The organism is Janthinobacterium sp. DSP2-3-3, assembly GCF_049897325.1.
Lineage (GTDB): Bacteria > Pseudomonadota > Gammaproteobacteria > Burkholderiales > Burkholderiaceae_D > Janthinobacterium.
Genome location: NZ_JAFCWA010000021.1, coordinates 17,005 through 31,752 on the forward strand (window position 1 = coordinate 17,005; position 14,748 = coordinate 31,752).

Consider the following 14,748-nt stretch of genomic DNA (forward strand, 5'->3'; position numbering starts at 1 on the left):
CCGGCTTGGCAGGGGGCGTGAGCATGGGGCTGCCCAATCTGCTGTTGCGCCCGGCCATATTGGCCGATCAGGCATTTGCCGAGGTTTTGTATTCCTCGACGCGCGATGATTTGCACATGATGGTATCTGATTTAATAATTATTAAATTATTAATATCAATGCAGTATCATGCCCAAGTCGCCGGATATAAGGCGACTTATTCTGATGCGGAGTATTGGATCATTGAAATGCAGGGTGTGGCGGTAGGGCGAGTGGTTATCGATAGCGTAGCCGCTACCTTGCGGATCGTGGATATCAGCGTGTTGCCGGGGGTGCGTCGGCAGGGGTGCGCAGGCGAAGTGTTGCGACGTATGCAAGGCCGCGCCGCCATGGCCGGGCAAGAGATGCGTTTGACTGTGCATCAAAGCAATTCCGCTGCCCGGCGCCTGTATCTGACGCTGGGGTTTTGCGTCGAATCGGAAGACGCATTGAGTGCGCACCTGCGGTGGCACGCATGAAGCTGAGCGATGCCTGCGTCGGCGCGCTGGCCGGGCAGATGTCCGATCCGGCCGATCCGGCCGGCGAGCGTCTGGCGGCCTTGCGCGAAGACCTGTCCCTGCAGCCGGCTTCGCCCGGCGTCGACGGCACGCCGCACTGGCATGTGCACGATGCCGTGCGCAACCGTTTTTTCCGCATCGGCTGGCTGGAATTCGAATTGCTGTCGCGCTGGCGCGGCGGCATGCCGGCGGGCGAGCTGTGCGACGCCGTCGCGCGCGACACCGCGCTGGCGCCGGAGCCCGAGGATGTGCTGGGGGTGCAGCAATTCCTGCAAGCGAACGAGTTGTTGCGCGCCGACACGGTAGGGCTGCGCGCGCACCTGCAAAAAGTGGCGGCGGGGCGCAAGCCGACACTGCTGCAATGGCTGTTGCACCATTACCTGTTTTTTCGTATCCCCCTGGTGCGCCCCGATGCCTTCCTGGACCGCACGCTGGCTTATGTGGAACCGTTGTTACGGCCCGGTTTTTTCATCGCCTGCGGCTTGCTGTCGCTGGTGGGCGTGTGGCGCGTGCTGGATCAGTGGCCCGCCTTTTCCAGTACTTTCCTATATTTTTTCTCGTGGCAGGGCGCCTTGTACTACGGTCTGGCGCTGGCGCTGGCCAAGATCCTGCACGAACTGGCGCACGCCTACACTTGCAAGCATTACGGCGTGCGGGTACCGGCCATGGGCGTGGCGCTGATGATGATGTGGCCCTTGCTGTACACCGATACGTCGGAAGCGTGGAAACTGACGTCGCGCCGCGCCCGCCTGGCCATCGGCGGCGCCGGCGTGGTGGCCGAGTTGTTGCTTGCGGGCATGGCGGCGCTACTGTGGAGTCTGGCGCCGGAGGGCGGCTTCAAGAGTGCGCTGTATATCCTGGCCGCCGTCACCTGGGTCAGCACGCTGGCGATCAACTTGAATCCCTTCATGCGCTTCGACGGCTATTACCTGCTGATGGATTTGCTCGATGTGCCGAACCTGTCCGAGCGCAGTTTTGCGATTGCGCGCTGGCAACTGCGAAAAGTACTGTTGGGCATCGCCGCGCCGTTCCCCGAGCCGCAACTGCGGACGCGGGCCAGTTGGCTCGTCTTGTACGCTTATGCGACCTGGCTGTACCGGCTGATCATGTTCACCGGCATCGCGGCGGCCGTGTATTTTTTCTTCTTCAAGGCCTTGGGGGTGATTTTGTTTGCGGTGGAAATCAGCTGGTTTGTATTGCGTCCCATCTGGAATGAGTTGCGCGCCTGGCGCGATTTGCGCGCGCGCTGGTCGCGTAATGCGGCGCGCAGCGGCTTGGCGTTGCTGGCACTGCTGGCTATCCTGGTCATGCCATGGCGCTCGGACGTGGTCGCCGACGGCTACTGGCAGGCGGACATGCACAGCCAGCTCTTTGCGCCGATGCCGGCGCGCCTGGAGGCGGTGCTGGTCAAGGAGAGGCAGGCGGTGCGCGGCGGCGAAGCCTTGTTCCTGCTCGCCGCGCCGGCGGTGGAAAGCCAGTTGCTGCAGCTGCAAAGCCGCATCGCCGGGCTGGAGCGCCAGATCAATGGCGCCATCGACAACGCCGGCTTGAACGAGCGCGCGCGCGTGCTGGACCAGGAACTGGCGGCGGCGAGGGCGGAATATGCGCTGCAAGGCGCCGAGCTGGGGCGGCTGACCGTGAAGGCGCCGCACGCCGGCGTGGTGCGCGACCTCGATCCCGGCTTGTTTCCCGGTGCATGGCTGGGTACTAGCCATGTCCTGGGCCGCGTGGTGGGTAACGGAGCGGGGCAGGCGCAGGTCTTTGTGCACGAATCGGACATCGGCAGGGTCAAGCTGGGCGCGCGCGCGCGGCTGATGCCGCGCCGCCCCGACGGCGCGGCGCGGGCTGCCACCGTGACGCGCATCGACAGTACCGCCAGCCGGCTCTTGCCGGAACCGATGTTGTCATCCTTGCATGGTGGGCCGATCGCCGCGCGCGGCGGTCCGCATGGCGAGTCGCTGGCCAATGAAGCGTTGTATCGCGTCACCCTGCAGCTCGATGGTGCCGGCGTGGACAGCATGGCGCCCATGGTCGCGCATATCGATGGTGAACGCAGCAGCATGCTGTGGCGTGCCGCGCGCAAGGTCGCCGGCGTGGCGATACGGGAAAGCGGCCTGTAGCAGGCGCTGGCCGCTCAGGGCCTGCTCGGGTATTCGCCGTACAGGCAAATCATGAATTGCAGCGGCAAGTAGGGTTGCATATTGTTGTGCGGCAAGCCGCCTCCGGCAGGCGCCAGCAAGGCCGCATTCATGACGGTATTGACGGCCGTGGCATATTGCGGCTGCGGCACCGGATTGCGGCCGCCGCTGACGTTTTGTGCCCATACCGCATCGTTTGGGCTTAACACCCCGCCTGCGGCGTCCAGGGCCATCGCGCCATGCGTGTGGGTGGGGATCGTGCTCTGTGTCAGCGTAACGGTGCTTGCGCCGCCCTTTTCCGCCAGCGCTCTGGGCGTCAGTCCGACACCCGTTCCCTGGTGTATCGGTGCCATGCCATTCAGGTTGGGCAACATGAAAGTGGTGCTGCCGTTGCCGCCATACTGTGTGCCGATGACCGAATACAGCACACTATTTTGTTGTATCTGCAATGTCGCGCCATCGCAGGCCGCCCAATCATTGGGTATGAACGTGCCGCAGAAAATCCGGATTTCTCCGACAAATGGATCTGCCATGGTATTTGCCCCTCTATGGACGTGGTGGATAAATACCCTGAGTGGCGATACAGAAATTGAGCGCCAGATAGGGTTGCATATTGTTGTGCGGCTGGTTGCCCCCGACGATGCTGATCGCCGCCGGATTGAGCACGGCGTCGGCGGCCGCCGCATAGCCACCTGCGGTATTGGCCCAGGTGGCATTTTTGGGTGACGTCGCATCGACGGCGTTGGTCGATGCGTTCACAATATGCGTGTGTTCCGGCATTTCACTGAGTGCCAAGGTATGGTTTTCTTCGCCGGCTGCCTTGCCTTGAATATAGGTGGTGCCGCCATATACGGGAGCTTTGCCGCGCAGGTCGGGCAAGGCGAAAGTGGATGTGCCATCGCCGCCGTATAGAGTGCCCAGCAGAGAAAACAAGGCGGCATTGCTTTGTACTGACAGCATCTGTCCTTGACATGCCGCCCATCCTTTCGGGGCATAACTCATGCTGAATAAGCGTATCTCACCTAAAAACGGGTCCATAAAGCGCTCTCCTTATCATTTGTTTGGTATGAATAATACTTGTTCGCCCAGGCAGGTTTATGGCCGGATCGGATATATCCCGGCGGTGGCGATGATGAAAGAGACGGCAAGGAAGGGCATCATGTTTTCGTGCGGCAGCGTGCTGCCGACAGCGGAAATGGTGGTCGGATTCATCCTCACCAGGCCGCTGGTAGCGGTAGCATAGTTATTCGTGGCCGCCGCCGCCCACACGCCGTTGGTAGGGCTGGCCAAGGTGCCGGCCGCCTTCTGTGCCGAAGCGGCATGGGTATGTGCCGGTAGCTGCAGCGTTTGCAAGGTGACGCTTTCATTGCCGGCAGCCTGGCCCAGGGGGTGGTTGGCGACCATGTGGATAGGCACGCGGCCGCGCAGGTCTGGCAAGGCGAAGGAAGTACTGCCGTTGCCGCCATAGGTGGTGCCGATCAGTGTGTACAGCACCTCGTTTTCGCTAATGCTGAGCAATTGTCCATTGCACATCAGCCAGTCAGGCGGCGCGTAATTCCCCGAAAACATACGGATTTCGCCTATAAAGCATTCAGACATAAACGACCCCTCTATTTAACAAGATAACGAAGAAGAAAATGCTAATGACTTGTCGCGCTCTGACTTTATCAGAAGTTAAAAAAAATTCCACTTATTTTGTTGCAGTAGACTAATTAATAATTCTTGCTGTTGCGAGCGTTTTTAGATAAGAAATGGCTGGCGCAAAGCGCCATAAAGGAGCGTTGCCACATATTGCCGGTATTGCGTTGGGCGGCAAGCGCTTGAACAAGCGGGCAAGTCAAAAAGAAGTGTCGCATGATGATAGTCGGCATGTGCGTTGCCGTCGCCGTTTCCGTCCGCGCGCCTTATTCCGGCGCGTGCAGATAGTCCGGCGTCAGCGATCGGGACTTGGAGACGTACATGGCGCGGTCGGCGTGGCGCAGCAGCAGTTGCATGTTCTCGCCGTGTTCCGGAAAGTGCGCGACGCCGATGCTGACGCTGATGCGCAGGCGGCGTCCATCGCCGAGCCGCAGCGGGGTGGCCAGCGCCGCGTGGATTTTTTGCTCGATCAACATGGCATCCATCGGCATTGGATTGTTTTCCACCAGCACGACGAATTCGTCGCCGCCCAGGCGGGCCAGGGTATCGGTCTCGCGTATGCAATCCAGAATCCTGCCCGCCACGGCTTGCAGCAGCAAGTCGCCGCAGGCATGGCCGTAGTGGTCATTGATTAATTTGAATCGGTTCAGGTCAATAAACAGCAGCGACAGCCTGCCATCCTGGCGGTGGGCACGCGCAAACGCCGTTTGCAGGCGGTCATGGAACAGGCGCCGATTCGGTAGGCGGGTCAGTTCATCGTGCATGGCCATGAAGCGCATGCGGTTATGCAATTGCTTGCGCTCGATGGCGATGGCGAGTTGCTTGGCGACGAATTGCAGCAAATCCTGCTCTTGCTCGGTATAGGCGGTGCCGCCCTGGCCGCCTTGCAATGCCAGCGCGCCGATGATGCCGCGCGACGCTTGCAGGGGGACGGCGAGCCAGTATTCCAGCAGCTTGCCAGCCACTGCTTGCAGTGCGGGCGGCAAGCTTGCCAGGCGGCCAGGCTCGATCAGTAGCGCGCGGCCATTGCGTTGCACTTCCTCGCACAGCAGGCTGGCCAGCGCCGCATGGGTTGCCGGCGTGTCCTCCTGTGCATGGTGCGCGTGGTGAAAGTGCTGGCCATGCTCGTCCTGCAGGGACACCATCAAGCCGCCGGCGGGCAGCAGCTCGCAGACGATCTGGTGGATGCGCTGCAGCAGGGCCGGCAGCTCCTCGGTCGCATGCGCGGCCTCGGCGATGGCGTACAGCGCGGCTTGCTTCGCCTGCGCCTGTTTCAGCACCGTGATATCGCGCGCCACGGCCACGCGCAGCTGGTCTGTGGCTGACCAGCGGGCCGACCACATGATGTGCGCGAGCCGCCCGTCTTTCCTGATGTAGCGGTTTTCAAAGTGGACCTGGGCATGGCCGTTCATGATGGCCTGGGCTGCGGCGATGGTGCGCTGGCGGTCGGCCGGCGCGACCAGGTCGAGCATGAGCATGCCTATCATTTCTTCCTGCGTGTAACCGAAAATACGTTCGCAGGCGGCGCTGACGAAAACAAAGCGGCCGTGCACATCGACCATGCACACGGCGTCGAGCAGCAAATCGGTGAAGCTGGCAACCGGCGCGCTAATCTTGTGTTTCATATGCTCGTATTCTAGTTGACATTGTCTATGGCATGTTCGTTCTGGGAAATGTTTTCCTCCGGTGGCAGCCTGCCGATCCGGCATCACCGGCGCACTGCCATGCCTGTTATTGACTGAATGAGAATCGATTCGCCATTATTGTCACACTTAACATATTTTGTAAGAGTTTGTTATTCAAAAAGTTGCTTTTGGGCATGGTAAAACTTTAAGATAAAGGTATCTGTGCATGCCATCCATGTCGCCAGTGCATGGTGACGGCATGCGGCCAACCTGTTTGTCTACCAGTCGGTATACGGGCTACAAGCGAGAAACCAAGCGTGCGATTGAACCTGCCAATAAGCGACCGCGAGATCACCCTGAGCGATACCGAGACCATTGTGTCGACCACTAACTTGCAAGGTAATATTACCTACGCGAATCCATATTTCATAGCGATCAGTGGTTACACGGCGCAAAAACTGATGGGCGCGCCACAAAATATCCTGCGCCATCCCGACATGCCGGTGCTAGCGTTTGCCGATTTCTGGGCCACCATCCGCTCCGGCCGTTGCGGCGGCATTGTACGCGCGCATCAAGGCGGAGCGGGCCGACGACATTGCGCTGAGCCAGGGTGCTGTCGTGGGCACGGGCTGGCTGGCCAGGGTGTTGCGTCTGCGCGACATCGCACTGGGCAAGCGCATCGCCTGGAACCTCGGCTTGCTGAGCGCCGTCCTGTTGCTTCAACTGGGCTGGAATGCGGGGCTGCTACCAGTGGCGGCGGGCGCCTGGATCACGGTGCTGTCGTTGCTGTCGCTATGCGCCATCGGCCTGTTCTGGCATTCGCTGCATGGCGCCGTGCTGCGCCCGCTGCAACAGGCGCGCATGGCCTGCGACGTGATGGCGGGCGGCGACTTGACACAGGACATGGGCACGACGCGACGCGACGAGGTGGGGCAGTTGCGGCGTTCGCTGCGGCAACTGCGTGTGAACCTGCATTCCATCGTCGGCGATGTGCGCGGTAACTTTCTGCACATCAGCGTGGCCACCCGCGAAATCGCTGCCGGCAATCAGGACCCGTCGGGCCGCACGGAAGCGCAGGCTTTGTCGCTGCAGCAGACCGCTTCCAGTATGGAAGAGTTGGCGGCCACGGTGCGGCAAAACAGCAGCAATGCGGCGCAGGCCAGCGACATGGGGGGCAAGGCGCATGGCCTGGCCGACAAGGGCGGCGATATCGCCTTCCAGACGAATATCCTGGCCCTGAACGCTGCCGTCGAGGCGGCGCGCGCGGGCGAACAGGGGCGAGGCTTTGCCGTGGTGGCCGGCGAGGTGCGCAGCCTGGCCCAGCGCAGTTCGGCGGCGGCCAGCGAAATCAAGCAATTGATCGCGGATTCCCTGCGCCAGGTGGCGCAGGGTGCCGAACTGGCCGCCCAGGCGGGCTCTAGCAGCGGCGAGATGCTGGTGGCTGTGGAGCGCGTGCACCAGCTGATGCACGAGATCGCCACAGCATCGCGTGAACAGAGCCATGGCATTGGCCAGGTGCGGCAAGCCGTCACGCAAATGGACGCGGTGACGCAGCAGAACGCGGCGCTGGTGGAACAATCGGCGTCCGCCTCGGCCGCGCTGCAGGAGCAAGCCTCGCACCTGGAGCAGGCGATGGCCTTGTTCAAGCTGGAGCGGCGTCAGGCGTTGGCGGGACCTTGAGCGGCCAGGATCAATCGCTGACGACAAACGCGGCCGGGTCGAGTTCGTCGAGTGCGACGATCGCGCCGTTGCCGGGGGTGAGGCTGCTCTCGCTGAGTCGTGCATGCAGCTGGGCCAGATAGTCGGCGCGGCAGCGGCGCAGCACGTAGTCGCGGAAATTGTCCTGTTCCAGGACGCGCCAGGCGCATTCGCGTCCTTGCGCAGAGCGCATGCCCGCCAGCTCGATCAGCGCGGGCGTGATGCGGGCGTCGCCGCGGCTGAGGCGCGTGTAGCCGTAGCGGTCCATATACGGGCCGGTGAGCGTTTCGATGAGATTGATGTCATCGTCCGACAGTTGCTGCTTGAATTTGTCGATGTTGGCAGCAATCGGCGCATAGCAGTTGGCCGACCAGAGCGACGACAACTGCGCAATTTGCCGCGCTTCCGACGAGGCGGCCACGTCCAGCATGTGCGGCAAGAAGGCGATGCCGAGGAAGCCGCATATGGTTTCCAGCGTCTCTTGTTGCCGCGCCAGGAAGTCTTCATAGCGTATCGTCAGCACGCGCTGCGGATAGCGTTGCACGACATGGTCGGCCGCCACATGCGCGGCCAACCAGGTCCTGGCATTGAGCAGCGTGTCGAAATCGTGGATGATGGCGCGGTTCATCGACGCCACTTGCGCGCGCGGATCGCGCACCACGTTCAGGAACAGCATGTCCGGATACAGCTGCACGATGTCGTCGGCGTAGTGCACGCTGTCGAGCGACTTGTCCATGACCACTTGCGCGTGACGGCGTTCGCCGGCGCGCAGCAGCAGTTCCCACGCCACGCGGTGGATGCTGCGCGGCTGGCCACGCAGCGTCTCGAAGATTTCCACCGGATCGAAGACGACCCCTGGCCACTTGACCATGCTGGCCGCCGCCAGGCCCACCACATCGACCACCAGGCGAAAGTAGGCGCGGTCGTCGCGCAAGTCGCCGTACAGGGGCAGCAGCGGCATCATATCGACCAGGTGCAGCGGATACGGTGAATAAAACTGCGGCGACAGGTTCAGGCGCAGGCGCAGGGCATGGCTGCCGCAGCGGCGCAGCGCGATCATCATGACAGGGCGCGGGCGCGCGCCGTCGCCGGGATGGTGCATGGAACTCATCTCATCATTCCTTGAATAAGGCGTTCATATGGCATCAGATAAAGCGCGGGCACAGTTGCTGGAACAGTCGCTCGCAGGACTGTTTCAGCGACAGCGTGGCTGTGTCCAGCGTCAGCGCCGGCGCCAGCGGTGCCTCGTAGGGCGCCGAGACGCCCGTAAATGCCGGAATCAGTCCGGCCCGCGCTTTTTTGTAGAGTCCCTTGGGATCGCGTTCCTCGCACAGCGCGGACGGCGTGCTCACGTAGGTTTCGATAAAATTGTCGGCGCCGATGATCTGGCGCGCCATCTCGCGGTCGCTGCGCAGCGGCGAGATGAAGGCGCAGATGACCATCATGCCGGCATCGTTCATCAACCTGGCCACGACGGCGCCGCGGCGGATGTTTTCCTGGCGGTCGCGGGGCGTGAAGCCCAGATCGCCATTCAGGTGATGCCGCATATTGTCGCCGTCGAGCACGCAGCTCAGGTGGCCCTCCGCCAGCAGCCGCCTTTCCAGCGCGTACGCCAGCGTCGATTTGCCCGCTCCGCTCAGGCCGGTCAGCCACAGCGTCGCGGCCCGCTGGCCGGCCAGCGGGCCGCGCTGTTCCTTGCTGATATGGCCCACATGCGGGAAGATGTGCGCTATCGCCACGCCGCCCGCCGCGTCTATCTGTTCCAGCTTACCCATGCGTTACTCCCCCGTTGCCGGCTCAGCACTATTGCCACTCGATTTCGCGCGGTCTGGCCGCTGCCGGACGCGCCGGCTTTGCCATTGCGGGTGGGCGCCGCATTGCCAGGGGCGGTGGCGGACGGCTTGCCAAGCGCAGTTCCGCATCGCGGCCGCCGGCCATGTTTCCCACGCGGAAGACGCTGACCACGTCGTTCAGGCTGTTGACCTGTTCCTGCATGGCTTGCGCGGCCGCGGCGGCTTCCTCGACCAAGGCCGCGTTTTGCTGCGTGACATTGTCCATTTGCGTCACGGCCATATTGATTTGCTCGATGCCGGCCGATTGCTCCTGGCTGGCGGACATCATTTCAGACATGATGCCGGTGACGCGCCTGACGCTGGCGACCACCTCGTGCATAGTCGATCCGGCCTGTTCGACCAGGCGGTTGCCGGCCTGGACCTTGTCGACCGAGTCGCCGATCAAGTCCTTGATTTCCTTGGCCGCCGCGGCCGAGCGCTGCGCCAGATTGCGCACCTCGGTGGCCACCACGGCAAAGCCGCGCCCCTGTTCTCCGGCGCGCGCCGCTTCGACCGCCGCGTTCAGCGCCAAAATATTCGTCTGGAAGGCGATGCCGTCGATGACGGCGATGATATCGACGATCTTGCGCGCCGAGACATCGATGGCCGCCATGGTGTCGACCACCTGCGCCACCACGGCGCCGCCCTTGGTGGCGACATCGGAGGCCGATTCGGCCAGCCCGTTGGCCTGGCGCGCATGATCGGTGTTGATGCGCACCGTGCTGGTCAGTTCTTCCATGGAGGAAGCGGTTTGCTCCAGCGTGCTGGCCTGCTGTTCCGTGCGCGAAGACAAGTCCAGGTTGCCCATGGCGATTTGTCCCGCCGCCGTGGCGATGGTCTCGGTGCTGGCGTGAACTTGCTGGACGATCTGCGCCAGGCTGTCGCGCATCGATTGCATGGCGAACAGCAGGCTGTGCGTGTCACCGGCGCGGGTGTGAATGGCGACGGCCAGGTTGCCGCTGGCGATCTGCCCGGCAATCGCCGCTGCTTCGCCTGGCTCGCAACCGAGCTGACGCGTCACCCCGCGCGTGATCAGCACCGCGGCCAACAGACTGGTGGCCAGTGCCAGCGAGCCAATGATCAGCATCACCAGGCGCGCCTGGCTGTAGGCAGCCTCGGCATTGATAGACGCTTCGTTATTCTGCTTTTCTTCGACGGCGATCAAGGCGCGCAGCAATTCCCACCATTGCTTTTGCACGGGGCGGAACTCGTAGCGTAACAGCTTGTAGGCATCGTCCTGCTGCTGGTTCAGCGCCAGCGTGGCGGCCCTTTGAATAAAGGGGGCGGCCAGCTCGCTTTGTCTGCGGATTTGTTCAAGCAGGTTTCTTTCTTCGTTAGAAGTTCCTGCCCGTAAGGCGAACATTTTGCCCAGTTTTTGCTGGGCGGCATCGTATTTTTTTTCCTGTGCCGCGATGCGCGTGACTTCGATCTGGATTTCCTTGTCCTCTTTCAGCAAAATCAGATTGCGCATCGCCAACGCCCGTTCGGTGACCGTCAAATCCATGCTTTGGGCCAGGCTGGTTTCGACGTTGTTGACCTTAGTGGTTTCATCCATGCGGTCCTGGATTTGCCGCATGCTGGTCAACCCCAGCGTGATGACCAGCAACAGGAACATGGCGACCAGGCCGAAGCCCAGACTGAGCCGTTTGGCAATTGTTAAGTTCATGAATTTCATACTGCCTCCTTAAGGCCGTACTTCCTGTTCCGAATAAGCAAATGCGGATTTATCACGAAGCACCCAGCGATCATAGTGATTGCTGGTAGATGAAAAGTCACACATAGTCACTTTCATCATTTGAGCAACAGTATAAATTTACTTGCGGCAACAGTTCCAAAGTGAGTTAGATGGCGCGCACGCGCTGGCGCCGCCACTGGGGCGGAGCATGATTTCTATCAAGAATGAAAAATTTCATGCCATATTGTGCTCATGATTTCACATTTCACGTCGTTATAGCGGTGTCTGTCTGGCACCTGAAGCGGCGTGTATCTCACGTCTGGCTGAAACTGGGCTAGCTTGACGGTTGATTGTTATCAAAAACCGAAAGTTATGAATATCTTACCCATGCACCACTACTCGTTTAGCAAGGCATAACGACCATGACCTCCGTCTCCTCGATCCCGAGCTGGAATCCAAGCCCGTCCCGCGCGCCTGCCGCTACGGCAAGCAGGGCGGACACGCCCTCATCCCCGGCGCCGACCCCTTCCGCCATCGTCGCCTTCAGCGGCCCGCCGGCCGTGTCATCTCTCGTGCCTTCGCCGAAGATATGGGAAAGCCCGTCGCGCGATGGCGTCAGCGAGCAAATGACGAAAAACTTCTCTTCGCACACGTTTGGCGGCCGCTTCGGCGGCCTGGGCGCGACCTTGCTTGAGCAAATCAAGAGTGGCGTGCGCAATGTGTCGCAGGCGGTGCAGCAATCACCGCCGCGCATGGAGCCCAATACCTACAGCGAAATCGGGGCCTTGCCGCCGTCCAGCCTGCACGGCAATGGCGAAGACAGGGTCACTCTCAGCATCACCACCAGGAGCGGCGTGGAGGTCAAGTTGTCGCTCGACAGCCAGGACGATGGCCTGGCCGTGCGCATGAGCACGAGCGGCGAACTCAGCGAGGCCGAGGCCGACGCGCTGGGCGGCCTGGCCGACGCGTTCCAGGAAGCCATCGATGGCATGGCGAAAGGGCAGCCGAAGATCAAGTTGAGCGGCCTGATGCAATTCGACCAGGACGTGCTGGCATCGGTGAATTTGCATGCGGAAGTGAAAGTGCGCACCGAGCCGCAAAGCACGCAGACGCTCGATTTCCAGGCCGACAGCGCTCAGCGCAAGGTCAGCTTCAGCGGCGTGGCCGGATCGCTGGACGTGAAGGTGGACGCCAGCAAACTGAATGCCCTGGGCAGCAAGGAACAGCAGGCCAAGGCCATGAGCAGCTACATGAAGCAGATCGGTCAGGCCGCTTCGCGCGGCCATGGCGATGCCGGACTAATGTCCATGTTCAAGGATGCGTTTGGCGCCATGCACAGCAACGCCGCCGCGCCGCAAGACGTGCCCGGCGTGCCGGAAGCGGGCAAGTGGCGCCTGGCGGCCGAGGACAAGGCGATCTTGACGGGCCTGGCGGACTTCAGCGCTTCGGTGTCGCAAACGCCGAAATTCAGCAATCCCATGCGCTCGGCGGAAAAGGATGGCTTCAACTATGAACTGTCGCAAAAGACGACCCTGGCCGGCGCCAGCCAGGACGAGCGCTCGATCCGCCAGCAGCAGCAATCGAAGCTGAGCGCCAGCTTCCACCAGACGTTGATCCCCGGCGTGCCGCTGCGCTTGACGGAAGCGAAGGAATCGCAGAACTACACTTACCACCAGATCGAAGACACGGCCAGCAGCGATGCGCAACTGGCCTACAAGGAAGGCAAGCTGGTGAAGGCCAGCCTGCGGCAGGCGGCCAGCCAGTCGACGCAGGTCATGAAATATGTGCTGGGCAAGCTGGAATCGGACACGACCACACCGACCCAGCATTCGGTGCAGCGCGACCTGTTGGCGCTGCTGGGGCCTTACAAGACGGGCGCCACGGACCAGAATGCCGAGGAAAAGGCCGCGCAGCGCAAGCAGGATTTGCTGACACTGAACGACGACATCATGCTGCAATCTTATCCCGGCCAGATGATCAGCTTGTGGCAGGCGGACGTCCTGCCCGAGGAACAGGACGCGGCAACTGGCGCAGCAGCAGGCGCCTAGCGACCATGAAAAAGCCCGCCTTTTTGCGAAGACGGGCTTTTTCTTTGAGGCGAAGGGGGCGCGTTACGCTTTGGCCTTGCTTTGCCTGATCCAGTAGCCGACGCCCAGCGCCGCCAGCCACACGGGAATCAGGTAGACGGAAATGCGCAAGCCCGGCGTCAAATACATGATCACCAGGATGCCGGCCAGGAAGACCAGGCACAGGTAGTTGGTGAACGGGTAGCCCAGGCTCTGGAACAAGGTCGTCTTGCCTTCCAATTTCTTTTGCGCGCGGAAGCGCAGGTGAATCCAGCTGATCATGGCCCAGTTGATGATCAGTGCCGAGACCACCAGGCCCATCAGCACTTCGAACGCTTCGCCCGGCATGAAATAATTGACCACCACGCAGGCACCCGTGGCCAGGGCCGACACGCCCAGCGCCGCCAGCGGAACGCCACGGCGGTTCAGGTGCAGCAGGGCACGCGGCGCATTGCCTTGCTTGGCCAGGCCGAACAGCATGCGCGTGTTGCAGTACACGCCGCTGTTGTAGACGGAGAGGGCGGCCGTCAGCACCACCACGTTCAAGGCCGTGGCCACCAGGTTGCTGTCGAGCGCATGGAAGATCAGCACGAAGGGGCTGCCGCCGGTGACGACGTTTTGCCACGGGTACAGCGACAGCAAAATGCCGAGTGCGCCAATGTAAAAGATCAGGATGCGGTAGATGGCCTGGTTGGTGGCGCGCGGAATCGTCGTGCTCGGGTCGTCCGCCTCGGCCGCCGTGATGCCCACCAGTTCCAGGCCGCCGAACGAGAACATGATGACGGCCATGGCCATCACCAGGCCCTGCCAGCCATTCGGAAAGAAGCCGCCGTGCTGCCACAGGTTGGCCACCGACGCCTGCGGGCCCGCCTCGCCGGAGGCGAGCAGGTAGGCGCCGAAGACGATCATGCCGATGATGGCGACCACCTTAATGAGGGCGAACCAGAATTCCATTTCGCCAAACGCTTTGACATTCAACAAACTGATGGCGTTGATGGCGCAAAAGAAGATGAGCGCCGAAACCCAGGTGGGCACGCCCGGCCACCAGTACTGCACGTAGATGCCGACGGCCGTCAGCTCGGCCATGCTGACCAGCACATACAGTACCCAGTAATTCCAGCCCGACAGAAAGCCGGGCAGGTGGCCACAGTATTTATCGGCGAAGTAGCTGAAGGAGCCGGCGACGGGTTCGTCGACCACCATCTCGCCCAGCTGGCGCATGATCAGAAAGGCGATGACGCCGGCGATGCCATAGCCCAGCAGGACCGAGGGGCCGGCCATCTTGATGGTTTGCGCGATGCCCAGAAACAGGCCGGTGCCGATGGCGCCGCCCAAGGCGATGAGCTGGATGTGGCGGCTTTTCAGGCCGCGCTTGAGCTCTTGTGGTTCGGTATTCCCGACTGCCGTCATATGTTTTATCCTGTTTTTACGGGGCTGAGGTCGCTGATTCTAAAGCATGCACGCGCAAAGCAGGAGCGAAATGCATGTTGCACTGCGGGGGCGCAAGAAAAGCCTTGCATCTTCGCCCAACGGCGCGCTA

Annotated in this window: 13 protein-coding genes and 1 pseudogene; 5 read left to right on the forward strand and 9 right to left on the reverse strand. The window is 61.8% G+C overall.

Translation table 11 applies throughout. The features are described from left to right. The first annotated feature begins 23 nt into the window (after positions 1-23). Positions 24-497, forward strand: coding sequence for a GNAT family N-acetyltransferase (locus ACP7DE_RS26960; protein ID WP_426074982.1), 474 nt, complete (start codon positions 24-26; stop codon positions 495-497). Continuing rightward, entirely contained in the window at positions 494-2,656 is a 2,163-nt protein-coding gene (locus ACP7DE_RS26965; protein ID WP_426074983.1) for an HlyD family efflux transporter periplasmic adaptor subunit, read from the forward strand. Before ACP7DE_RS26960 ends, ACP7DE_RS26965 begins: the two co-directional genes overlap by 4 nt. A gap of 14 nt (positions 2,657-2,670) precedes the next feature. Here the strand turns inward: ACP7DE_RS26965 and ACP7DE_RS26970 are convergent, their stop codons facing one another. The 5 genes from ACP7DE_RS26970 to ACP7DE_RS26990 form a co-directional block, all read right to left on the reverse strand. Next, a complete protein-coding gene (locus ACP7DE_RS26970) occupies positions 2,671-3,207 on the reverse strand; it encodes a phage tail protein (RefSeq protein WP_426074984.1) in 537 nt (178 codons plus the stop codon). A gap of 13 nt (positions 3,208-3,220) precedes the next feature. Then, on the reverse strand, positions 3,221-3,712 hold the full coding sequence (locus ACP7DE_RS26975; RefSeq protein ID WP_426074985.1) for a phage tail protein: 492 nt from the start codon (positions 3,710-3,712) through the stop codon (positions 3,221-3,223). A gap of 57 nt (positions 3,713-3,769) precedes the next feature. Continuing rightward, positions 3,770-4,243: a phage tail protein gene (locus ACP7DE_RS26980; RefSeq protein WP_426074986.1), complete on the reverse strand. Its 474-nt coding sequence runs from the start codon at positions 4,241-4,243 to the stop codon at positions 3,770-3,772. A 143-nt stretch (positions 4,244-4,386) separates the two neighbouring features. Next, positions 4,387-4,545, reverse strand: coding sequence for a hypothetical protein (locus ACP7DE_RS26985; protein WP_426074987.1), 159 nt, complete (start codon positions 4,543-4,545; stop codon positions 4,387-4,389). 33 nt (positions 4,546-4,578) lie between these two features. Beyond that, a complete protein-coding gene (locus ACP7DE_RS26990) occupies positions 4,579-5,937 on the reverse strand; it encodes a diguanylate cyclase domain-containing protein (RefSeq protein WP_426074988.1) in 1,359 nt (452 codons plus the stop codon). A 248-nt stretch (positions 5,938-6,185) separates the two neighbouring features. Here ACP7DE_RS26990 and ACP7DE_RS26995 point away from each other — a divergent pair. Then, positions 6,186-6,443 (forward strand): annotated as a pseudogene (locus ACP7DE_RS26995) (PAS domain S-box protein); the annotation flags it as partial. 52 nt (positions 6,444-6,495) lie between these two features. Further along, positions 6,496-7,617, forward strand: coding sequence for a methyl-accepting chemotaxis protein (locus ACP7DE_RS27000; RefSeq protein ID WP_426074989.1), 1,122 nt, complete (start codon positions 6,496-6,498; stop codon positions 7,615-7,617). Between the two features lie 10 nt (positions 7,618-7,627). On the opposite strand, the gene ACP7DE_RS27005 is transcribed toward ACP7DE_RS27000, so the two are convergent. The 3 genes from ACP7DE_RS27005 to ACP7DE_RS27015 are packed head-to-tail and all read right to left on the reverse strand — an operon-like array spanning position 7,628 to position 11,142. After that, positions 7,628-8,746: a sulfotransferase family protein gene (locus tag ACP7DE_RS27005; protein ID WP_426074990.1), complete on the reverse strand. Its 1,119-nt coding sequence runs from the start codon at positions 8,744-8,746 to the stop codon at positions 7,628-7,630. A 34-nt stretch (positions 8,747-8,780) separates the two neighbouring features. Further along, positions 8,781-9,410 (reverse strand): adenylyl-sulfate kinase, encoded by a 630-nt coding sequence (gene cysC / locus ACP7DE_RS27010; RefSeq protein ID WP_426074991.1) that lies wholly within the window; start codon positions 9,408-9,410, stop codon positions 8,781-8,783. Positions 9,411-9,438: 28 nt separating this feature from the next. Further along, positions 9,439-11,142, reverse strand: a complete 1,704-nt coding sequence (locus ACP7DE_RS27015) for a methyl-accepting chemotaxis protein (RefSeq protein WP_426074992.1) — start codon at positions 11,140-11,142, stop codon at positions 9,439-9,441. Positions 11,143-11,564: 422 nt separating this feature from the next. Here ACP7DE_RS27015 and ACP7DE_RS27020 point away from each other — a divergent pair, with 422 nt between their 5' ends. After that, positions 11,565-13,190: a hypothetical protein gene (locus ACP7DE_RS27020; protein WP_426074993.1), complete on the forward strand. Its 1,626-nt coding sequence runs from the start codon at positions 11,565-11,567 to the stop codon at positions 13,188-13,190. Positions 13,191-13,253: 63 nt separating this feature from the next. Here ACP7DE_RS27020 and ACP7DE_RS27025 read toward each other — a convergent pair whose 3' ends face one another. Further along, positions 13,254-14,618, reverse strand: coding sequence for an amino acid permease (locus tag ACP7DE_RS27025; protein ID WP_426074994.1), 1,365 nt, complete (start codon positions 14,616-14,618; stop codon positions 13,254-13,256). Between the last annotated feature and the right edge of the window lie 130 nt (positions 14,619-14,748).